Source organism: Candidatus Omnitrophota bacterium (assembly GCA_023819145.1).
Taxonomy (GTDB): domain Bacteria; phylum Omnitrophota; class Gorgyraeia; order DTHP01; family DTHP01; genus JBFWKV01.
Genome location: JAMWCW010000010.1, coordinates 16,716 through 39,786, shown reverse-complemented (window position 1 = coordinate 39,786; position 23,071 = coordinate 16,716). Strand labels below are relative to the sequence as shown.

The following is a 23,071-nucleotide window of genomic DNA, read 5'->3' as shown; positions in this document are numbered from 1 at the left end:
GTCCTAACGTTTACATAGAGAAACTGCCTTTATGGATGTAATAATTTTTTCCACCACTTCATTAATATCTAAACAAGTCGTATCAATATAAAGTGCATCTTTAGCTTTTTTCAAAGGAGCAACTTTTCTCAATTTATCCGAACGGTCACGCCGAAGCAAATCTCTTCTTACTTCCTCCATCGATATCTTTTTACCCTGAAGAATAAATTCTCTATATCTTCTTGCCACCCGTTCACGAAAATCCGCATCAAGATAAAATTTATAGCGTGCATTGGGAAATACCACCGTCCCAATATCTCTCCCTTCTAATACTACTTTACCTCGCTCTCCCATTTTTCTCTGACGAAGAACCATATTCATCCTTACCCCTTTTATCTTAGAAAGGGCGGATATATTAAGATTAACGTCCTTGTCCCGAATGCGCTTTGAAACATCTTTACCATCTAAAATTGTCTTTAATCTTCCATCTCTATCTCTTTTTAACTCAATAACAGCCCTTTTCGACAAATCGATTAAACTTTCCTCATCTTTAAAATCTATCCCTTCCTGCAATGCTTTGAGAGTAAGTGCACGATACATTGCTCCTGTGTCTATATAAAAATACTTTAACTTCTCTGCAACCAATTTCGCTACCGTAGACTTACCTGCACCTGCCGGTCCGTCTATGGCTACTATATCCTTTTTTCCGGAACCCATATCATCCCTTCAATAAAGCACGTTTCTTCTGCGCCCTTTTCAAAAGATTAAAGAGAGCACTCTTATCTCTTAGGTAAAGAGCAGAAGAAAAATCATTCAATACTCTATTAAACTTCTCTATTGTCTTAAGAACCAACTTCTGATTAGTGAAGAAAATATCTCTCCAGAGATAAGGGCTACTGGAAGCAATGCGCGTAGTATCCCGCAATCCTCCTGCTCCCAAAGGGATATTTTTATCTTCTATACTGAGAATCAAGGCCACTGCCACGGCATGGGGCAGATGGCTTATCTTTGCCATTAAACAGTCATGTACGGAGGGGGTCATTACTTTTATCTTTGCTCCCAATAATTTCCAGAGACTACAGACTTTTTCCAAAGCCATTTTATTTGTATGTGGAGTGGAAGTAATAATACAAAAATTGTTTCTAAAAATATTCTCCTTTGCCTCCTTAATCCCCCTCTTTTCCGAGCCGGTAAGAGGATGAGCTCCCACAAAATAAATATCTTTAGAAAAAACCCTTTCCCCTTGTTTGACAATCTCTACCTTTGTGCTTCCTACATCGGTAACAATTGCTCCTTTTTTAATAAAGGGATAGATACGCGGTATGATTTCTATAATCTCATTCACCGGTGTAGCAAGAATAATTAAATCACTATCTCTAACCGCATCTTTTATATCGCTGTATCCTTTAGTAATTGCACCAAGTTTCTTAGCCCAAACAAGGGAACTCCGATGACGACAAACCCCTAAAATTTCTTCCGCAAGATTTTTCCTTCTTAAAGCCAAACCAAGGGAACCTCCTATTAAACCCACCCCAATAATCGTAACTCGTTTAAATAATCTCAATTTCGTTATAAGGACTGTTATTAGCTCTTTTTAGAACTTGGTGAATAATTATCTCTCACAATTCCCTTCCCACTGCTTTTGCAACCTTTTTTAAACTTTCCATCAATTCCGCAAATTTCTCAGGGAGAAGTTGTTGTATCCCATCAGAAAGCGCCTCCTCAGGGTTGGGATGCACTTCTACAATTAACCCATCACAACCTGCAGCCACTGCTGATAAAGAAAGAGGCAGGACAAGCCCCCATTTTCCTGCAGCGTGGGAGGGGTCAACCACTACCGGAAGGTGACTCAACTGTTTAATAACGGGAACAGCACTCACATCCAGAGTAAAACGTGTAGATTCTTCAAAGGTGCGGATCCCTCGTTCACAAAGAATAACATTGAAATTACCATTAGAAAGAATATATTCTGCAGACATGAGTAATTCCTTGACTGTAGACATCATACCTCTTTTTAATAACACAGGTCTCCGCGAAAGCCCCACTTCTTTAAGGAGATTAAAATTCTGCATATTACGCGCACCTATCTGAATAATATCGGCATATTTCTCAATTAGCGACAGATCACGAGGATCCATTATTTCCGTTACGGTAATCATTCCCACATTATCCGCTACTTCTTTTAAATATTTCAACCCCTCTTCTCCCAAGCCTTGGAAACTGTAGGGAGAAGTGCGTGGTTTAAAGGCGCCTCCCCTTAATATATTTACTCCTGAGGCCTTTAATTTTTTGGCGGTTTCAAGAAGCAAATCGTATCTTTCTATCGCACACGGTCCTGCCATAACCACAATCCGCTTACCTCCAATTTTCACCCCTTTTACATCAATAATAGTATCCTCGGTTTTAAACTCACGCGAAACCAGTTTATAGGGAGCTAAAACGGGCATAACCTTTTCTACTCCCGGATATATTTCCAAAGGCTGAACTCTCAAAACATCTTCTTCCCCAATCACCCCAATGATAGTACGTTCCACCCCTTTAGAAACCATGGTTTTTAAACCCAAGGATTCTACTTTTTTAACAATATGTTCTATCTGTTCGGAAGTAGCATCCGGACGCAAAACAATAATCATCTCCTCCTCCTCTTTAAAACAATTATCATTTATCCCCCTAATATTTTTCTAAGTTCCTTTATAAACCTCTCGTTCTCTTTTTTAGTCCCAATGGTAACCCGAATAAAATTGTTCAAACCCCACGTTTCCATATTCCGCACAATCACTCCTTTCTTCAATAATTCTTTAAAAATATACTCACTGTTTTTAATCACATCCACCAACACAAAATTTGTCGCGGAGGGAATAAAGGAAAGCCCCATTTTCTTAAACTCTGAGTAAAGGTATTCTTTACCTTTACGCGTAATCTCTAATGTTTTCTCTAAAAAACTTCTGTCATCCAAAGCAGCCAATGCCCCTGCTTGAGCAAGGCTATTTACATTAAAAGGCTCACGGATTCTCTCTAAATAACTTATCAAATCAGGTGAACCAATACCATAGCCGACGCGTAACCCTGCAAGACCGTAAGCCTTAGAGAATGAACGTGTAATAATAATATTTTTTCTATCCAGAAAACGAAGGGTATCAGGATAACCTTTGAATGCTTGGGCAAATTCGTAGTATGCTTCATCAAAGAATACAAGCGTTTTCTCGGGAATATCCTTCATAAATTCCTCAATCTCTTTTTCTGTAACATATGTACCCGTAGGATTATCGGGATTAGCAATAAAAACAATTTTTACCTTATCACTAATTTTTTCTTTCATCTTCTTCAAATCATAGCGAAAAGATTTTAAAGGAACTTCAATAATCTTTGCTCCGCAGGCATTCGACTGAATATCATAGATTAGAAAAGTAGGATGGGCAATAACTACTGTATCACCTGGGTTGATAAGAGCACGCAGCACAAGGACAATTATCTCATCTGAACCATTGCCAATAATAAAATTTTCCTCCTTTAAGCCAAATTTTTGTGCCAAGCGACGCTTAAGATAGAAGCAACTTGACTCTGGATAGCGGTTGACGTCGGGAAGTGCTTCTAGAATCGCCTCTATCGCCTTAGGAGAAACTCCCAGAGGATTCTCATTAGAAGCAAGTTTTATCACATCATTTAAGCCCAGTTCTCTTTTTACCTCTTGTATGGGCTTCCCTGGATGATAGGGCTGAACTTTATCTATATTTTTCCTAAGCAGAGATTTTATACTCATAACTATAGATATTCTTCTACCTACTATCCGGCTGCAGGATAGGATCCTAAGACCTTAAGGTAGGTGCAAATTTTCTCCAATTCCACCAGCGCATTCTTAACCTTTCTATCCTCTATGTGTCCCTCAAGGTCAATAAAGAAGTAATAATCCCAAGGTTTTCTTTTCGAAGGCCGAGATTCAATCTTAGTCAAGTTTATATTATGTTTCTTGAAAGGAAAAAGCATCGCATGCAATGCTCCTACACGATCCTTTATGGAAAACATCACTGAGGTTTTATCCTTTCCTGTAGGACGAGTTAAACTCTTTCCAATTACGAGAAATCGTGTTACATTGTGCGGACTGTCTTCAATAGAACTCGCTAATATCTTCAGTCCATAACGCTCTGCTGCCATTTCAGAAGCAATCGCTGCAGATAATTTTTCACAACTAGCGAATTCTGCTGCTTTCGTAGTACTGGAAACTTCAACCAGTTCTGCGCGCGGTAAATTCGATTCCAACCATATCCTACATTGTCCAAAAACCTGAGGATTAGAATAAACTTTCCTTATCTCGTTTTTCTTACACTTCGCTAAGAGATTGTGTTCTATCTCTAAAGAAATCTCAGAACAGATGTTTACATCACTATCTACAAACATATCTAAGGTATGAGTCACTGCTCCTTCTATAGAATTTTCAATAGGAACTACCCCGTAATCTGCGTTACCTTTTTCCACTTCATTAAATACATCAGTTATACCACGACAATCAACATACTCCACCTGACTTCCAAATTTACGCAATGCAGCAAGGTGAGTAAAAGTAGCGGGTGGCCCAAGATAAGCAATCCTGAGACATTTTTCTAGTGAAAGTGAAGCAGACATAATCTCCCGGTATATGGCAGAAAGAGATTCGTTCTTTAAAGGACCCTTATTTGCCCTGAACACTTTATTGTAAACTTCACTCTCACGGTCAGGAACGTAGATAGACTCCTTGAGTCCCCTTTTAACCTTCGCTATCTTAAGCGTTAACTCCGCTCGTTCATTGAGCAGTTCTACGATTTTTTTATCTACCATATCAACTTTTTTCCGTAACTGAATCAATTCCATAAAAACTCCTTTTGTTTTATCAAAAATCTCACCCTGTATTATTTTGTGTATCATCAGGAATTCTCTCAGGAAGCACTTCTCCTCCATTAACTGCATCCCTCTGCGATGGCAGTTGTGAATGAGATAGATTTTCTACTTTGCCTATAAACTCTTCTAATCTTGGCAGTTCTTCAAGAGAATTGAGTCCAAAATATTCTAAGAATTTTTTGGTCGTTCCGTAAAGCATAGGTTTTCCTAAGACTTCCTTCCTTCCCACTACTCTTATAAGATTTGCCTCCAGAAGATTCCTCAAGATATTATCTACATTTACTCCTCTAATTTCCTCAATCTCCAAGCGAGTAATGGGTTGCTTATAAGCAATAATCGCAAGGGTTTCTAAAGTAGGCAGAGTAAGTCTTTCTGTATGACTTGTTTTATAAAGCCTCTTTATCCAAGGGGCAAAGCGGGGTTGACTAACCATCTGAAACCCTCCTGCTACCTCTCGAATCATAAATCCACGTTCTTGCTGTTCATATTCAGACTTTAACTCATAGATTAACTCTCTTATAATTCGGCCATCGGTTTCCTCTAAAATCTCTCTCAACCTTTCAATAATCAAAGGTTCATGGTGAACAAAAAGTATTGCTTCCAGAATATGTTTTATTTCCTCCCGTTCCATATCTCTATCCTACATTCTCCGCAGGAGCAAGACGGTGTTTTTCATTTCTTACTATTTCTACTTCTCCGAAAAGCTCCTTCTGGCGGGCAATGATTTCTTTGAGACGGATGAGCTCAAGAATGGCTAAAAAAGTAACAATTACTTCTATTTTTGTCTTTGCATTTGCTAAAAGTTCTCTAAAGTAAAAAACTTCTTTAGCCATCAAAAGATGGAGGAGTTCATGAATCTTTCCTTCCACAGTCACCTCATCGCGAATTATTTCTTGAAAAGCCTCGCGTGAAATAGGCCCTACTGCCTTTGTAAAGGCAGTGATTAAATCAAAAAGTGATGCCTCAAAATAAACATTACCCTCCTCATCTATAAATTGTTTAGCTCCTTCCGCGCGGATAAATTCTTCCTTGCGTTTCAATTCCCTCTCCCGCAAAGTAAGAGCGGCTTCTTTAAACCGCGCATACTCTAGCAGACGTTTCACTAATTCTGCACGAGGATCTTCCTCTTCTTCCTCCAGCGGACTCTCCTCGGGTGGAAGAAGCATTTTTGATTTTATATGAATGAGTGTTGCCGCCATAACCAAAAACTCTCCGGAAATATTCAAATCCATCATCTCCATTAGCTCCAAATACTCAAGATACTGTTCTGTAATCTGCGCAATAGGAATATCAAAAATGCTCACCTCATTCTTCTTGATGAGGTAAAGGAGTAAATCCAAAGGACCTTCAAACACTTCTAAACGAACTTGGTAAGACATCGTATTATAATTTCAAAGCTGATTTCACTTCCTTAAGTGTTTCTTTAGCCACTTCTCTTGCCTTTTTATTTCCCTTTTCCAAAATCTCTTCTACTAATTTTCTGTCTTTTCTAAGCTTATTACGTTTTTCCTGTATGGGTTTCAAAACTTCAACAATAACCTCTCCTAATTGGCGTTTATCTTCTCTGCATCCTCTCTTAGCCTGAATACACTCCTGTTCTACTTTTTCCGCCAGCTCCGGTCTAAATATCTTATAATAGCCGTGAACGTTGCATAGCCAAGGTCTACCGGGAATATCCCGTTTGATTCTCTGTGGATCGGTAAACATTGATTCGGCTTTTTTGAGAATAATCTCGGGTGGGTCGGATAAAGCAATGAAATTATTATAACTCTTACTCATCTTTCTCCCATCTATCCCTAAAAGTTTAGGAACTTCTGTAAGGAGTGCTTGCGGTTCTACAAAAACCTCTTTCTTATAGAGAGTATGGAACCTCCGCACCAACTCTCGGGTCAATTCCAGGTGAGGTAACTGGTCTTGTCCTACAGGCACAAAAGATGCTTTATAGAGCAAAATATCTGCCGCTTGAAGCACTGGATAGCCTAAAAATCCGTAATTAGTTAAATCTTTATCTTTTAATTCTTTTATCTGCTCTTTATAAGTGGGGCAACGCTCCAGCCAAGCAAGAGGAGTGAGAATACTGAGAATCATATGGAGTTCTAAGTGCTCCTTTACTTCTGACTGAAGAAAAATCGTAGATTCCTCTGGAGAAATTCCACAAGCTAACCAATCTATAAGATTATCAAAAACATATTTTTTTATCTCCTCCGGATTTTGATACTCACTCATTAAAGCATGCCAATCTGCAATCATAAAAAAACAGTTATATTCCCTTTGTAAATTTACCCAATTAGAGAGCGCTCCTACTAAATGACCGAGGTGTAAATACCCCGTAGGCCGCATTCCGCTTAAAACACGTTTCTTCATTCTTTTATTCTGCGCGCTTAACTATCATTCTATATATAACTTATGCTCTGCAAACGAACTTAACCGGCAAAAAATAAGCTCAAAGTTTTCTTTCTATTGTCTCAACTCCATAAACTTCAACTATATCCCCTATTTGAAAATCATTAAAATTATCTACGCCTATTCCACATTCAAAGCCTTCTTCAACTTCGCGTGCATCATTTTTAAAACGCTTGAGGGAAGAGATTTTCCCTTTATATACTAAATTGTTACCACGGATAATCCGACAGTTAGAATTCCTGATAATTTTCCCTTTAATTACAAAAGCCCCTCCCACTGTTCCTGCTTTAGAAACTCTAAAAATCTGCTTTATCTCTGCCTTTCCAACAAACACCTCTTTAAATCTGGGCTCAAGCATGCCTTCGATTGCTTTCTTGATTTCCTCATACACTTCATAAATAATCTGATAAATCCGAACATCTACCCCCTCTGCTTTTGCTCTGGTATTTGCCCGTGAATCTATGCCCACATGAAACCCCAAGACCACTGCATCGGAAGCAGCGGCAAGCATGATATCCGATTCGGAAATATCACCAATCCCTTCGTGTAAAATATTTAATTCTATTTCCTGAGCAGGAATCTTTGCCAATACTGTTTTCACTGCTTCTAAGGAACCTTGCACATCTGCCTTTAAGATAATACGTAATTCCTTTTCTCCTTCTCTAATCTTCTTATGCAAATCTTCCAGAGAAACCTTCTGAGGTTTTTGTAGTCCTTTCTCTCTAAGTAAACTTTGTCTTCGTTGGGCAATCTCTTTTGCCAACATTTCACTTTTTACGACAAAAAATTTCTCTCCCGCCTCAGGTGTTCCGGATAGCCCAAGAACTTCTACAGGCGTAGAAGGAGGGGCTTCTTTTGTGCGCAAGAACCGGTCATTAAACATCGCCTTTATTTTCCCATAGTGCTCTCCTGCCAAAACCACGTCTCCTTCATGAAGTGTGCCATTCTGAACAAGGAGAGAAGCACGCGGTCCTCCTTTGGAAATCTTACTTTCTAAAACCACTCCTCGTGCAGGAAAATCGTAATTCGCCTTCAATTCCAACAACTCCGCTTCCAGAAGAACCATCTCTAAAAGTTCCTCAATTCCCTGACCGCTCTTGGCAGAAACTCCCACGGTAATGGTTTTTCCTCCCCAATCTTCGGGAACAAGATTCAATCCTTGAAGTTGCCTCTTTACACGGTCGATATCTGCCTGAGGTTTATCTATTTTATTTATTGCTACTACAATAGGAACACTCGCTGCCCGTGCATGGTCAATGGCTTCAATAGTCTGAGGCATTACTCCGTCATCAGCCGCTACTACTAAAATTACCACATCGGTTACATTGGCTCCTCTTGCCCGCATCGCGGTAAAAGCTTCGTGGCCGGGTGTATCTAAAAAAGTAATCTTTTTCCCCCGAAACTCTATTTCGTATGCTCCAATATGCTGGGTAATACCCCCTGCTTCTCTCTCTACAATATTACTCTTACGTATAGCATCCAGTAAGGAAGTCTTACCATGGTCTACATGTCCCATAAAAGTAACCACAGGAGGACGGGGTTTTAAATGGGAAGCTTCCGTAGTCACAAAATGTTCCGTAAAAATCTTTTCTTCTTCCGTAGGAAGCCTGACTATCTCACAATGTAACTTTTCTCCAATCTTATCTACCATATCCGGTGGGATAGACTGGTTTATATTTACCAAAATCCTTTCTTTAAGTAACGTCTGCATTATTTCCGAAGGTTTAATCGAAAGTTTTGTTGCTAATTCTTTTATAGTAAAAGGAAATTTTATCTCAACTTTCTTAACTTCCTTTATGGGCTCTGCTATTACTGTGGTTTCAAGGGGAGGATTAAAATCTTTCTTGGTCTCTTTCTTGATTTTTAAAGATGGTGCCTTTTTGGCTTTATGAGTAAACTCTTCCTTAATAAGACGCGAAACCTCGTCATTTAATACACTCATGTGACTCTTTACATCTACCTTTAAAGCCCTCAATTTGTTAATGAGTTCGGCAGAAGTAATTTTCAATTCCTTGGCTAATTGATGAACACGCATACTCATCTTTCCACCTAAAAATATAAACTCAGGTTATAAACTTTACCTTTTATTGATAATTGGACAAAAACTTTATTTTTCCTTCAATAAATCTTTAGCTCCTTCAATAATTTTTTGCGCAGTTGTTTTTCCTATGCCTTTTATCTTCGTAAGTTCCTCTACAGTAGAATTTGCCAGCTGGGAAAGTTCTGTAAAACCTGCCTCCTCTAACAATTTTTCTGTTTTAGCACCCACCCCTTTTATATCCTTTAAACTAATTTTCTTCTGTGCTGCTAACTGGATACGGGTACGCACATCTATATCCCAGCCCACAAGTTTACAGGCAAGTCTTACATTTTGCCCCCGTTTACCGATGGCAATAGAAAGCTGCTCATCACTTACAATGACCTGAATCTTCTTTGCTCCATTGTCAACCTTTACTTCCTCTAATTGAGCAGGAGCAAGTGCCGCTTTTACAAACTCACTCAAATCTGGGTTCCAGCGAATGATATCCACCTTTTCCCCTTGCAATTCTTTAACAATATTCTTCACCCTTACTCCTTTTACTCCTACGCAGGCCCCCACAGGGTCAACTTTCTCATCGTTAGACCAGACTGCAATCTTAGTGCGTTCTCCTGCTTCCCGGGAAATAGCCTTTATCTCAACAATACCCTCATAAACCTCGGGGACTTCCATCTCAAAGAGTTTCTTAACAAATTCCGGACTGGTACGAGAAAGGATTACTTGAGGTTCCTGATTACATCTACGCACCTCAAGACATAATGCTTTAATCCTGTCTCCCTGTTTAAATTCCTCGTGCCGGGACTGTTCGTGACGTAATATAATGCCTTCTGTTTTTCCTAAATCAATAATCAAATTGCCTTTTTCCACTCTGTGCACCAAGCCATTTACCAATTCTCCCTTCTTTGCCTCAAACTCGCTAAAAACCATTCCCCTCTCTGCCTCTCGAATTTTCTGAATAATTACCTGTTTAGCAGTCTGCGCAGCAATTCTACTAAAAGGAGTAGAATCAATCTCTTTCCCTCCTAAGTAAAACCTTATCTTTCCGCTATTTGGCTCTAAGCGCGCAATAATTTCATCTTCCTTCTTAAGCCGTAATGCCTTACGTGCTGCGGAAACTAAAGCAGACTCTACCGCCTGAATCAAAGTTTCTCGTTTAATACCTTTCTCCTGTTCAATATAATTTAGTGCCGTAATAATCTCATCATTCATCGCTTTTCTCCTTAAAATATAACCTTGCCTCTTTGGATTTTTTCCAAAGGAAGAGAAATGATCTCTTCGGAATTAATCTTAAGTAAAAGAACCTTCTTTAGGACATCATAAATTTCACCTTTATATTCATATTTCCCTTCCCATTCCTCTTTTAGAATAAGCCGTACCGTCTTACCCAAGTTACGCACAAAATCTCTCTCTGTAACAAGTGGCCTATCTAAACCAGGTGAAGAAACTTCTAAAATATAACTCTCGTTCATTATTTCAGGATGCTGGTCAAGCATTTCTCCTATCTCCTGATTTAAAAAAACACAATCATCTAGACTTATGCCTCCTTTTTTCTCTACCAAGAACCGCAAAAGAAGATTCCTCCCCCGGCGCTGTAAAATTAAATCCACCAATTCTACCTTCTGCATCTCTAGAAAGGGACAAACCAGTTCCTTTATCTTTTCTATACTCTCTTGTTCAAACATTTAACAAAAAAGTGGGTTTTTCACCCACTCCTTAAATTCACTCCTTTCTTTAAGATCTTTTGTTAAAAATTTTAATCTAAATTCTTTATTTTGTCAAGTATTTTTTCCAAAAAATCCCCGGAAGAGAAAAAAACAACCTCCCCAGTTTTTCTTACTTTTAATTCCAGCACATTCTCATCTATAAACCTTCTCCCAATAGTCAACCGTAGGGGGATGCCTAAAAGGTCTGCGTCTTTAAATTTAACGCCAGGGCTCACCTCCCGATCATCTAAAAGGCAAGAAATACCTTTTTTCCCCAACGCTTCATAAATCTTTACCATATTATCTCTAACGCGTGAATCTTCCATATGTGCTGGAACAATAAGAAGTTGAAAAGGACAAATATGCTTATTCCAGATAATTCCATTTTTGTCGTAATTCTGTTCAACAAAGGCAGCGAGAATACGGTTTACCCCTATTCCGTAACAGCCCATAATCATTGGTTTTTCTTTACCAGAGCTGTCCAAAAAATGGGCTTTAAGCACCTCTGAGTACTTTGTCCCCAACTTAAAGGTATGCCCTATTTCCAAAACAGTTTTTAAAGAAGTCTCCTTACCACACCTTGGACATTTGTCCTCAGAAGTAAAATAACGAAAATCTCCAAATTCTTCTATGTGAAAATCGCGGTTAAGGTTAACGTTAATTAAATGCTTATTTAAGCTATTTGCCCCGGTTATAAAATTAAAGAGATTTTTCACAGAATAATCTGCCAACATCCTTATCTTCCTCAAGCCCACAGGACCGGAAAACCCCAAAGGGCCACCAGTAATTCTCTCAATAGTTTTCTCATCTGCCATAACCAGGTTTTTTGCTTTAAGATAACGACTGAGTTTAACCAAATTTAATTCGTAATCTCCACGCACAAGAACTGCAACTTCTTTCCCATCTGCCAAAAGAATAATTGTCTTAACCAATTTCTTAGGATGCATCTTTAAGAATTTAGCAACTTTCTCTACCGTGGATACACCGGGAGTTTCTACTTCTTTAATCGGTCTTAACTCTGGGGCTTTTATATTTTGGTTTTCTGGTACACTAACGCTTGCCATATCGAGACTCACAGCATAAGCACAGGTTTTACAAACTACAATATTATCTTCCCCATTCTCTGTAAAAGCCATGAATTCATGGGAGACATCCCCCCCCATCATCCCCGGATCCGCCTCTACCGCAATAAAATCCAAACCACACCGCTCAAAAATCCGTTGATATGCATCATACACCTTCTTATAACTTTTTTCTAAACCCTCCCAATCACAATCAAAGCTATAGGCATCTTTCATAATAAACTCTGCAGTTCTGATTATCCCAAAACGCGGCCTCGGTTCATCACGGAATTTCGTCTGAATTTGATAGAGAATCTGCGGAAGCTGTTTATAGGAACGAATTTCACCGCTTACTAAAAAGGTAACTATCTCCTCATGGGTCGGTCCAAAAACAATCTCCTTCCCATGACGGTCGTGGTAAGTAATAAGGATATCCCCTTTAAGCAAGTTATAGCGGCCGGTTTTCTCCCAGATTTCTTTAGGGTGCATTGCCGGCATAAGGATTTCCTGGGCATCCGTTTTATCCATTTCCTCGCGCACAATATTAATTATCTTATTTAATACACGCCAGCCTAAAGGAAGATAAGCATAGGTGCCACTGGTAAGTTTACGAATTAACCCTGCACGGAGCATCAAGATATGGCTAATTGCCTCGGCTTCTTTGGGAATTTCTTTTAATGTAGGAATGAAAGCATTCGCCCAGTGCAAATTATTAACCTCCTTTTAATAAAAGTTTTATTTGTAAAAGCATAGCATAAGAAAAAATTCAAGTCAATGATAAACAAGCACACACACTTGACGATAACTTAACAATATGTTATATTTCTATCAGGAAATCCTTAAGGTAATATTTTAAAAAAGGAGGATAAAATGAAAATTATATTCACAATTTGGCTATTATTTCATCTCTGGACAATTTGCTTTATGGTCAACTTTTCTACTGTAGAAAAATTAACCTTACGGCGTGCTAAAACTAACCCCTTCTTAGATAAACTTATCAGAGATTTAGAAAAAGCTGAAGAAGAAGACCCTTACAGTGGCGAAGAATCAGATAAAACTCTGCTTACCATAGACCCGCGCTTAAAACCCATCATCAGCGAATGGGAAGAAAGATATGTTGATGCGATGTGGAGTGGTGTAGGGGTAGAATTTTTCAGCGAATATTTCCTTCCCGAAGCATTCAGAGTATTAGGAGGAAATCAATACCAATTGGAAGAATTCTTAGAACGCACTTTGGAGATATTAGTCCATCATTTAGAACCGATGTTTGCAGAGGAATTGGACTCCCGAAGTATAGAGGGCTGGCTAAATAAAATCCTAGACTCATTAAAAAATGGCACTTTTTGGTCCCGTGATTGGGAATAATCATAACTTGCCAATTTCTTGAAGTAAAACAGGAATGATTTTATGCTTTTTTATGTTACTGACAATTCCCCCCTTCTTGAACAAGACGGCGCAATTTTTCCCGCCGGCAATTCCCAAATCAGCATCTCTGGCTTCTCCGGGGCCATTTACTTCACATCCCATTATAGCTACTTTCCATGGCTTTTTAAGCTTTAATTCGTAATCAGCAAATCGTAAATTGTCTTCTAACTTCTGGGCAATTTTTATTACATCAATCTGCGCTCTGCCACAGGTAGGACAGGCGATAATTTGCGGTCCAAACTTCCTTAACCCCAGACTGGACAAAATCCATCTTGCCACTTTAACCTCTTCCCGAGGATCACCGGCTAAAGAAACCCTGATAGTATCCCCTATGCCTTCGGACAATAATATCCCTATTCCTAAAGCGGATTTTATTCCCCCTTCAAAAGCCAGCCCTGTAGCAGTAATACCCAAATGGAAGGGATAATCACAAAACTTTGCCATTTTGCGATATGCCTCTATCGTATTCAAAATATCTGAAGCTTTAAGCGAAACGATAATGTCAAAAAACTTCCTCTTTTCTAAAATCCCAATGTAGTCCAAGGCGCTCTTTACCATTAATTCACTTAAATTTAAACTAAATCTCTGCCTTTTGTTTTTTGATTTTTGATTTTGTATTGAGCCTGAATTTACCCCCACTCTGATGGGGATTTTTTTATCCTTGGCTATACCCACAATCCGCTCAATCTCTTCAAGACGATAAATGTTACCGGGATTTAACCTCAAAGCATCGCTCCCTGAAGCAATCGCTAAAATTGCAAGTTGATAATGAAAATGTATATCTGATTCTAAAGGTATCTTTATTTCTTTTTTGATCTCTTTTATCGCCCTTGCATCTGACTCGTCTTTAACCGCAACGCGGATTATTTCACAACCAACATTCTCTAAAATCCTAATCTGTTTAACTGTATTTTTAATGTCAGAGGTTTTGGTCTTGGTCATCGATTGAATGGAAATGGGATACCCTCCACCTATTTTCACTTTCCCAATCTTCACTAATCTCGTAAATCTTCTTTTAATTCCCATTTTTGATCCTATCTTTTCCAGAATTTCATTATCTTTTCCAGGATTTGAAAACGTATAAGGTCATTGTAGAAAACAAAAATCATTAAAATAATTAAAAGAGTCATCCCCACCCGGCTAATGGTTTCTTGTGTCCTGACGCTTATTGCTCTCCCGCGTATTTTCTCCATTATAAGAAAGAAAATATGCCCTCCATCCAAAACAGGTATAGGTAATATATTAAACAAAGCCAGAGAAATACTCAATACCGCAAGAAGATTCAGAAGAGCATTTAACCCCAGTTCTGCCGCCCATTTCGTAATAAAAAATATCCCTAAGGGTCCAGAAACTGATTCTTTTAAAGCCATACGTCCAATAACCAATCGGGAAAGAGCGAGAAATGTAATGCGCGTTAGATAAAGAACTTTTTTCCCTGAGAGAAAACCAGATTTTAAAAATGGATAACGCATCCTCGTAAATTCCTCTGATGGTTTTATGCCAATGAGCGCAATTTCCTGTCTTCTTCCCAAAATATCCGTAAAAACTTCTCTTTTGGGTACAACGGCAATTTTCATAATCTTACCTTGGCGCTCCAATGTCAGTTCCAAATATTCTTTTTTTGTATTGTGTATAATCTCGGTTAACTCCTCCCAAGTCTTTACCGGATGTTGGTCAATTTTAAGTATGAGGTCTTTTTCCTGAAGACCTGCTTTCTCCGCCGGATAATCCTTAACCACATTTCCTATTCTTGGAGTCACTGTGGGATATCCTGTCGCAAAAACTAACCAGAAAACAAAAAAACCAAGAATATAATTAAGTAACGGCCCCGCCAGCACAATAAGAAAACGATTTCTTATAGGCTGAGAGCGATATTCCCATCTTTCGCCACAGAGTGCCTCGGTAGGATTTTCTCCTGCCATTTTTACATAACCGCCCACGGGAATCAAAGAAAAACAATACTCTGTTTCTTTCCCTCTAAAGGAAAAAATTACTGGTCCAAAACCTAAAGAGAATCTTTCAATCTTTACTCCCAAACGTCGGGCAGTAATAAAATGTCCAAACTCATGGACCAAAATAAGCACACTTAACACAAATAGAAAGGAAAGTATTGGCATTTTTATCGCTCCCTAATAATACTCTGGGTTTCTCGCCGCGCCCAGGTATCAACGGACATAACGTCTTCGAAGGTTTCCAAATCCAGAGGTTTATGTTTTTTTATCACTTCTGAAATCATCCCAGGAATCTGGGTAAGCTTTATTTTCTTTCCCAAAAAAGCTTCTACGCATACCTCGTCACTGGCATTGAGTACACAGGGAAAACTCTTCCCTTTACAGGCAACTTCATATGCAAGCTTAAGAGAAGGGAATTTTTTAAAATCCGGTTTTTCAAAAGTAAGGTTTTTTACCTTAACCAAATCTAAATACTCAAAAGCTACAGGATAACGCTCGGGATAAGTAAGGGAATACTGAATAGGCAAACGCATATCGGTAACTCCCAAAAGGGCCAAAACATTTCCATCAACAAACTCCACTAAAGAATGAACTATCGCCTGAGGATGAATTAGAACGTCAATTTTTTCTAGCGGAAGGTCAAAAAGCCATCTTGCCTCAATGATTTCTAAACCTTTATTCATTAAAGTAGCAGAATCAATCGTAATTTTCTTACCCATATCCCACCGCGGGTGTTTAAGAGCCTCCTTTGGCTCAATCTTCTCTAACTTACTCCTCTGTGTAAGCCGAAAAGGTCCACCCGAAGAAGTTAAAATTACCCGTCTCACCTCGTTCTTATCTCTTCCATTCAAGCACTGAAAAATTGCGCTGTGTTCACTATCAATGGGGATTATTCGGCTCTTGTGTGAACGACAGAGTCTATTGATTAACTCCCCCGCCATAACTATTGGTTCTTTACTTGCCAAAGCAATTTCTTTACTTTTTTTTATACTTTCCAGTAAGGGCAACAAAGCTGAAGCTCCGGCAATACAAACCACTACCAAATCAACCTCTTCCTCTGTGGCAACCCTAACCACCCCTTCTATCCCTTTAAGAACCTTTGTCTTTCCTTTTAGACCAAACATATTTGCTGACTTTAAATCTTGAACCGCAACCATTCGCGGCTTAAATTCTTTAATCTGTTTATCTAAAAGAGATAAATTCCTATTAGCGGTCAAACCAACTATCTTAAATTGCTTTCTTAAAGTGCGCACTACTTCCAGAACACTCCTGCCTACTGAACCGGTGGAACCCAAAATGGCAATGCGTTTCATGGTTTTTTTATTTCAAGAAGAAACTGACATATAAATAAAACAAAGGAACGGCAAATATCACACTGTCAATTAAGTCCAGCATTCCACCCAATCCTGGGAAAATATTCCCTGAATCCTTAACCTGACAATCGCGTTTGAGCAATGATTCGCAAAGGTCTCCCAATTGCCCCAGCCCGCCTAGAAGCAATCCTAAAACAATGCCCTCAAAGGTTTTCATTTCCAAATATATCTTTCCCAGTAACAAACTGGCAACAATACTAAAAATTAGTCCAGCGATAGTGCCTTCTTTAGATTTATTGGGGCTGATTCTCTTAATAAGGCTGTGACGACCAAATTTTGTCCCCACTAAATACGCTCCCACATCTCCCAACTTAATTACTAAAAGCAAAAATAAAATCAGCCAACGACCTTTATCCATATAGAGGAATTTCACAAAAAAACTCAATGGCCAGCTGATATAAAGAATGCCGAATATCGTAGTGGATAAAACGGCAATTGCCTGTTGAGAATCTTTGCGGGTAAATTGAACACCAAAGATAATGAAACAGATTATTATAGTAAAAACTATTTCCCACGTAGCAGGAGAAGAAACTTTAAACAAAGAATTGAGATAAACAAGCAGTGGGATAAGACAACCGAGCATAATACCGAATTTTCTTGAAATAATAATGCCCTTTTTTTCTACTAATTTATAGAATTCAAGGAGAGCTACTCCTACTACGAAAACCACCACCCCTGCTCCTAAAAAAGGAGGGGCTTTAATTACAATAGAAATAAGAAGAAGCGTTAACAATATGCTTACAATAAATCTCTTATGAGTAATATTCATTCTTTATTTAAAATACCCCCAAAACGGCGTTCCCTTTGCTGAAAGACTGTTATTGCCCTTTCTAAATCACGAGGAGTAAAATCGGGCCAGAGTTTCTTCGAAAAATACAACTCTGTATAGGAAATCTGCCAGAGAAGAAAATTGCTTATGCGTAATTCTCCCGCTGTGCGAATTAGAAGATCGGGGTCAGGCAATCCTTGAGTATAGAGAAAATTGCTAAAAATTTTTTCATCAATTCCCTCTGCAAGAATCTCACCTTTTCTAACCGCTAAGGCAATTTCCTTAACTGCATCCACAATCTCCATCCTGCCTCCATAATTTAAAGCAACATTTAGAACCATTCCTGAATTATTCTTTGTGTTCTCGGTAATCTCCACCAACTGTCTCTGGATATCTTCGGCTAGCTCCTGCCAATGGCCAATGACTTGGAAACGCACATTGTAGTCTTTAAATAAATTCTTATGCTTAGTTAAATAATCCTTTAACATTCCCATTAAAAAATCTACTTCCTCCTTGGGGCGCTTCCAGTTTTCTGTGGAAAATGTATAAAGAGTCAAAACTTTTATTCCCAATTTAACACATGCTTCTACAATATTTTTAGCACTTTCTATTCCTTTACGATGACCCATTAGGCGCGGTAAGCGTCTCTTTCTCGCCCATCTTCCATTGCCGTCCATAATAATAGCAATGTGTTGGGGAAGTTTATTATCTTTGTCCATTTTCTAAAATTGGGGGAGGGTCTCTTCTAATATAGTAGAAGAACCACCTTCTTCGATGGGAGCAGTTTCTCTAATTAAAGGGGATTCTTGTGAAGATTTTTGTTCTAGTGGTTCTTCTATGGTCATCTCTCTTGTTCTTAATGAATTCAATTCCTGCTCCAAGCTCTCTTTATCCTTGGTCAAACTCACTATCTTTGCCTGAAGTTCCTCTACCATTTTTTCTGCGGTATCGAGTCTTTCTGCGAGTAGATTTCCGGATTTCTTTTCTTCCTCCAATCGTTTCTCTAACTCTTCTAACCTTGCTCGCATAAAATCCCTTTCTTTAATCATCTGATTTAACCTCGTCTCTAAGGCATTCTTTTCTTCTTTTAATTTATTAAGTGAAGAATGCGATTGCAGGGCCAAGGCAAGAACAATCAAAGAAAAACCTCCAAAAACAAACATTTTAATCTGTCCTTTTCTCATTTCTAACCTCCTTTACCTGTTTTTATAACACAAAAGTCTGATTTCTTTCTGAGCCTACGGAAATAAGTTTAACTTTTATCTCCAGTAATTTGCTCAACCTTTTCAAATAAAGTTTCGCATTAGGCGGTAAATTATCAAAAGAGGTTATCTGAGAAGTATCACTCAACCATCCTTTTTGTTCTTCATAGACGGGGTTACCTTCAAAGAGGATTTTCAAATCAGAGGGGAAATGGTGGTATATTTTACCTTTATACTTATAGCCCACACAAATTTTAATGTTCTCCATTTCATCTAAAACATCCAATTTGGTAATAGCCAGTTCGTCTATGCCATTAACCATAATAGAATATCTTACCAAAACAGTATCAAACCATCCGCATCTCCGTGGCCTTCCGGTAGTAGCACCAAATTCTTTCCCTCGCAAACGAATCTTTTCCATCAAATCTGATTTAAATTCGGTAGGAAAAGGCCCTTCTCCCACCCTTGTAGTATATGCTTTGGCTACGCCGATAATTTTATCTATATTCTTCGGACTGACCCCTGTCCCGGTACACACCCCTCCCACAGAGGCGTTTGATGCGGTGACATAGGGATAGGTTCCAAAATCGATGTCTAAAAGCGTCCCCTGTGCTCCTTCAAAAAGAATACTTTTTTTCCTATCTATTGCTTTTTTCAGAATAAGTGTTGTGTTTTTGACATATTTTTTAATTTCCTTTGCATACCCCCGATATTCTTTATAAATTTTTTGGAAAGAAAAACCTTTATCTCCATAAACTTTTTTAATAATCTCGTTCTTTTCTTCTAAATTTAACTTCAATTTTTGAGCAAAAATTTCCTTATCCAACAAATCAACCACTCTAATCCCGACCCTACCTACTTTATCGGCATAGCAAGGCCCAATTCCCCTGCCGGTTGTACCAATTTTTCTTTTCTTCTCCCGCAACTGGTCAAGGAGTTTATGATAAGGAAAAATAACATGAGCCTGTTCGCTGATAAGGAGATTTGAGTCTATATCCACGCCTCTATTCTTCAACTCCTTTATTTCCAAAAGTAGAGCAGAAGGATCAACTACCACTCCATTACCCACAATACAGAGTTTACCCTTATGAAGAATCCCCGAGGGAATAAGATGAAGAATAAATTCTTTATTATTTATAACTACAGTATGCCCGGCGTTGTTTCCACCTTGATAGCGCACAATAACATCGCTATCTTTAGCAAGATAATCGATAATCTTACCCTTGCCCTCATCACCCCATTGTGTCCCTACGACTACTATGTTAGACATGCTCTCCTTTATCCAACCTTTTTAGTTTTGTTTTACGTTAACCCCCTTCTGGCAAACAAAAATTTTACACAGTCAACGCCATTTTATTATTAATTTTCAAGGATTCATAGTAAATATCTTTCTTGCAATCTCAGGATACTTGGCAATAAAACGCAATTCATCCTCTACCAATGGCTTCTGGTTATGCACATTGGCATAGCGCACTAACTCAAGAATTTTAGCTGCCTCTTCATCATTTTTAAACTCGATCTCTAATTTTTCATAAACATTGCGGAATCCCTTGATTCCCGAATATTCGCCAGCAATAATCTGTCGACCAGTCTCGATTATTTCTGGCTCTCCCCTGCCTAACTCTTCAAAATCATAGAGCTCATAATTTCGGCGGTCCTTTAGTGCACCATCGGCATGAATACCAGACTCGTGTGCAAAAGCATTTGCTCCTACTCCTGGCTGGTTTATGGGGATAGGAATGCTAAAAGCGTAAGAAGCATATTTGCAAATTTTCCACGCGATGTCCATCTTAACCCGTTCATCTAAAGAATAGTTCTCCATCCCCGCTCCATATCTTACCGCAAGAATTACGCTCACTAAATCTGCATTACCTGCCCGCTCACCCATTCCATTCACGCAGGTATTGATATAAGCATCTTGTCCCCCATCAAGAACTCCTTTTGCTCCCATTGCCGAATTAGCCACCGCCATTCCCAAATCATTATGACAATGTATTTCGACAGGAATCCCTACTTTTTCCGCTAGAGTTCTTGTCCTCTCATAAATGGTAAAAGGAGTATCGTAACCTAAGGTATCGCAGTAGCGAATTCTATTCGCTCCTGCAGATTTTGCTGCCGAAGCAAATTCAATGAGATATTCTATCCGAGTACGTGAAGCATCTTCTGCATTAACCCCTATACTCTTTATTCCCAATTCCCTCGCTCTTTTCACTGCCTGATTCATTTCTTTTATTACCGAAGCATGGTCAAGCTTTCCTTTAAATTTATGAATAATCATCTGATCGGATGTGGATATCGAGAGATTAAGATGTTCTATTTCCGGAATGCGCTGAAAAGTAACCTCTACATCCTCTACCGTAGCGCGTATCCAACCTCCCAAACGCATCGGACTCAAAACCCCCATCCTTGCAAGCTCTAAGTTAGCGTTTAAATAATTTGTCTCATGCTTTGTCACCGGAAATCCAAACTCAGATTGAAATATACCCATTTCATTGAGGTAAAGATTGAGCATCGTCTTTTGAAGCTTAGAAAGACAAATCTTTGCGGTTTGCACTCCATCACGATTGGTTACATCAATAATATAAATTTTCTTCTTCTCCATAGCTATCTCCTTTTTTACCGTATGATAAAATTGCGCGTTTGTTTATTATGGTTTTGATAAATATAAACCTTTATTAAATACAAAAACCCAAGAACTGAATTTTTTATAGTTTTATCAATTTCACATCTAAAATATTTTCCGTAGCTTTCAATTGTTTAAGCACGTTTTCCGGCACAGGGCTATCTACATTAATAACCGTAATTGCCCTACCTCCCGGTTTTTCTCTTCCAAAGGTCATACCCGCAATATTAATATTATTTTTCCCTAAAACAGTCCCAATATTTCCCACCACTCCGGGTTTATCCCAGTTGTTAAAAATAAGCATAAAACCCTGGGGAATTGCCTCAACATAAAATTCGTTTATCTTAACGATCCGCGAAGAATTGTCAGCAAAAAGAGTACCGGTAATAACGTTCCTTATTTTCTCGGTTATCATCTCTACGGAAATTACATTAGCAAAATCTTCTATTTCGTTCGTCTTAATTTCATTTATTCTTATCCCTCTCTCCTTAGCGATAAAAGGAGCGTTAACAAAATTGACTGTTTCCTGTAAAATTGGTGAAAGCATACCTTTAAGAAAAGCAATGGTCAAAGGCTGAGTATCAATATTAGCCCAAGTTTCCCCAATATACTTTATCTTAATCTCTTTAATATGCCCCTCGGTCAATTGAGTATGCATCGCTCCTAAACGCTCTGCAAGATTAAGATAAGGTTTAAGCAATTCTAAAAGCGAAGCCTCGACACACGGGAAATTTACTGCATTACGCACTCCTCTACCCAAAAGCACATCCTTTATTTGACGAGCAATGTCCATAGAAACACTAATCTGCGCCTCTTCTGTAGAAGCCCCTAAATGAGGAGTAGCGATTACTTTTTCTGACTTGAGAAGCGGATGATCCCCCGGGGGTTCCTTCTCAAAAACATCGAGTGCCACCCCCTCAACTATTCCCTCTTCAATTGCTTTTACCAAAGCTTTCTCATCAACAATACCCCCGCGGGCACAATTTATTATCCTCATTCCTTTCTTCATGATTTTGAACTCTCGTTCGGAAATCATATTCTTTGTCTCATCGGTCAGAGGTATATGAAAACTTATATAATCCGCTTTCTTCAACAACTCTTCCCAATCCACCAATTCAACTCCTAAACTCTTTGCTTTATCGCTAGGAAGATACGGGTCGTAGGCAATGATTTTCATACCAAAGCTCATAGCACGTTTAGCCACCTCTTTCCCAATCCTCCCCAAACCTATTATGCCCAATGCCTTTCCGTACAATTCTACGCCCATAAATTTCTTACGATTCCATTCCCCTTTTTTCAAGGAGGCATCGGCTTGAGGAATATTTCGTGAAAGAGCAAGAATCATACTCAGCGTATGTTCAGCAGTAGATATTGTATTTCCTTCTGGAGCATTCATTACAATAATTCCTCTCTTGGTTGCTGCTTCAACATCGACATTATCCAGCCCTACACCTGCCCGGCCAATTACCTTAAGTCTTTGTGCCCGCTCAATTATCCCCGCTGTAACCTTGGTCTCACTACGCACAACCAAAGCATCATAATCTCCGATAATCTCTTTTATAACCTCCTCTGGCTGTTTGACTTTAACATCTACTTGAAAATCCTTCTCTTCCCTCAATATCTTCAATCCTTCCTCGGCTAAAGGGTCAGAAACTAAAATTTTCATCTCTA

General features: G+C 38.8%; 22 protein-coding genes. 1 reads left to right on the top strand and 21 read right to left on the bottom strand.

The window, feature by feature from the left end; genetic code table 11:
• Positions 1–3: 3 nt before the first annotated feature.
• The 12 genes from cmk to NC818_05860 form a co-directional block, all read right to left on the bottom strand.
• Positions 4–696 carry a (d)CMP kinase gene (cmk, locus tag NC818_05915; GenBank protein MCM8784288.1) on the bottom strand — a complete coding sequence of 231 codons (693 nt, stop codon included), beginning with the start codon at positions 694–696 and terminating at the stop codon, positions 4–6.
• Position 697: 1 nt separating this feature from the next.
• Positions 698–1,483: a prephenate dehydrogenase gene (locus NC818_05910; GenBank protein MCM8784287.1), complete on the bottom strand. Its 786-nt coding sequence runs from the start codon at positions 1,481–1,483 to the stop codon at positions 698–700.
• 115 nt (positions 1,484–1,598) lie between these two features.
• Entirely contained in the window at positions 1,599–2,612 is a 1,014-nt protein-coding gene (gene aroF, locus NC818_05905) for a 3-deoxy-7-phosphoheptulonate synthase (protein MCM8784286.1), read from the bottom strand.
• Positions 2,613–2,641: 29 nt separating this feature from the next.
• Positions 2,642–3,739: a histidinol-phosphate transaminase gene (gene hisC, locus NC818_05900; GenBank protein MCM8784285.1), complete on the bottom strand. Its 1,098-nt coding sequence runs from the start codon at positions 3,737–3,739 to the stop codon at positions 2,642–2,644.
• 23 nt (positions 3,740–3,762) lie between these two features.
• Positions 3,763–4,878, bottom strand: coding sequence for a prephenate dehydratase (pheA, locus tag NC818_05895; GenBank protein MCM8784284.1), 1,116 nt, complete (start codon positions 4,876–4,878; stop codon positions 3,763–3,765).
• On the bottom strand, positions 4,853–5,482 hold the full coding sequence (scpB, locus tag NC818_05890; protein MCM8784283.1) for an SMC-Scp complex subunit ScpB: 630 nt from the start codon (positions 5,480–5,482) through the stop codon (positions 4,853–4,855). Before scpB ends, pheA begins: the two co-directional genes overlap by 26 nt.
• A gap of 4 nt (positions 5,483–5,486) precedes the next feature.
• Positions 5,487–6,230 carry a segregation/condensation protein A gene (locus tag NC818_05885; protein MCM8784282.1) on the bottom strand — a complete coding sequence of 248 codons (744 nt, stop codon included), beginning with the start codon at positions 6,228–6,230 and terminating at the stop codon, positions 5,487–5,489.
• Positions 6,231–6,234: 4 nt separating this feature from the next.
• Positions 6,235–7,215, bottom strand: a complete 981-nt coding sequence (trpS, locus tag NC818_05880; GenBank protein MCM8784281.1) for a tryptophan--tRNA ligase — start codon at positions 7,213–7,215, stop codon at positions 6,235–6,237.
• A 79-nt stretch (positions 7,216–7,294) separates the two neighbouring features.
• Entirely contained in the window at positions 7,295–9,295 is a 2,001-nt protein-coding gene (gene infB, locus NC818_05875; protein MCM8784280.1) for a translation initiation factor IF-2, read from the bottom strand.
• A gap of 66 nt (positions 9,296–9,361) precedes the next feature.
• Positions 9,362–10,501: a transcription termination factor NusA gene (nusA, locus tag NC818_05870; protein MCM8784279.1), complete on the bottom strand. Its 1,140-nt coding sequence runs from the start codon at positions 10,499–10,501 to the stop codon at positions 9,362–9,364.
• Positions 10,502–10,512: 11 nt separating this feature from the next.
• Entirely contained in the window at positions 10,513–10,974 is a 462-nt protein-coding gene (locus NC818_05865) for a ribosome maturation factor RimP (protein ID MCM8784278.1), read from the bottom strand.
• A gap of 71 nt (positions 10,975–11,045) precedes the next feature.
• Complete coding sequence (locus NC818_05860; GenBank protein MCM8784277.1) at positions 11,046–12,764, bottom strand: proline--tRNA ligase; 1,719 nt, start codon at positions 12,762–12,764, stop codon at positions 11,046–11,048.
• Positions 12,765–12,926: 162 nt separating this feature from the next.
• On the opposite strand from NC818_05860, the gene NC818_05855 reads away from it, so the two are divergent.
• Positions 12,927–13,421, top strand: a complete 495-nt coding sequence (locus NC818_05855; GenBank protein ID MCM8784276.1) for a hypothetical protein — start codon at positions 12,927–12,929, stop codon at positions 13,419–13,421.
• On the opposite strand, the gene ispG is transcribed toward NC818_05855, so the two are convergent.
• The 9 genes from ispG to serA form a co-directional block, all read right to left on the bottom strand.
• Positions 13,422–14,507 (bottom strand): flavodoxin-dependent (E)-4-hydroxy-3-methylbut-2-enyl-diphosphate synthase, encoded by a 1,086-nt coding sequence (ispG, locus tag NC818_05850; GenBank protein MCM8784275.1) that lies wholly within the window; start codon positions 14,505–14,507, stop codon positions 13,422–13,424.
• A gap of 8 nt (positions 14,508–14,515) precedes the next feature.
• A complete protein-coding gene (gene rseP, locus NC818_05845; protein ID MCM8784274.1) occupies positions 14,516–15,598 on the bottom strand; it encodes an RIP metalloprotease RseP in 1,083 nt (360 codons plus the stop codon).
• A 2-nt stretch (positions 15,599–15,600) separates the two neighbouring features.
• Positions 15,601–16,746 carry a 1-deoxy-D-xylulose-5-phosphate reductoisomerase gene (locus tag NC818_05840; protein ID MCM8784273.1) on the bottom strand — a complete coding sequence of 382 codons (1,146 nt, stop codon included), beginning with the start codon at positions 16,744–16,746 and terminating at the stop codon, positions 15,601–15,603.
• A gap of 7 nt (positions 16,747–16,753) precedes the next feature.
• Complete coding sequence (locus tag NC818_05835; protein ID MCM8784272.1) at positions 16,754–17,575, bottom strand: phosphatidate cytidylyltransferase; 822 nt, start codon at positions 17,573–17,575, stop codon at positions 16,754–16,756.
• Positions 17,572–18,294 carry an isoprenyl transferase gene (locus NC818_05830; GenBank protein MCM8784271.1) on the bottom strand — a complete coding sequence of 241 codons (723 nt, stop codon included), beginning with the start codon at positions 18,292–18,294 and terminating at the stop codon, positions 17,572–17,574. The genes NC818_05835 and NC818_05830 overlap by 4 nt, the downstream gene beginning before the upstream one ends.
• Before the next feature lie 3 nt (positions 18,295–18,297).
• Complete coding sequence (locus tag NC818_05825) at positions 18,298–18,759, bottom strand: hypothetical protein (GenBank protein ID MCM8784270.1); 462 nt, start codon at positions 18,757–18,759, stop codon at positions 18,298–18,300.
• 22 nt (positions 18,760–18,781) lie between these two features.
• Positions 18,782–20,047 (bottom strand): adenylosuccinate synthase, encoded by a 1,266-nt coding sequence (locus NC818_05820; protein MCM8784269.1) that lies wholly within the window; start codon positions 20,045–20,047, stop codon positions 18,782–18,784.
• A 96-nt stretch (positions 20,048–20,143) separates the two neighbouring features.
• Entirely contained in the window at positions 20,144–21,379 is a 1,236-nt protein-coding gene (locus NC818_05815; GenBank protein ID MCM8784268.1) for a homocitrate synthase, read from the bottom strand.
• A gap of 103 nt (positions 21,380–21,482) precedes the next feature.
• On the bottom strand, positions 21,483–23,066 hold the full coding sequence (serA, locus tag NC818_05810; GenBank protein ID MCM8784267.1) for a phosphoglycerate dehydrogenase: 1,584 nt from the start codon (positions 23,064–23,066) through the stop codon (positions 21,483–21,485).
• Positions 23,067–23,071: the final 5 nt, after the last annotated feature.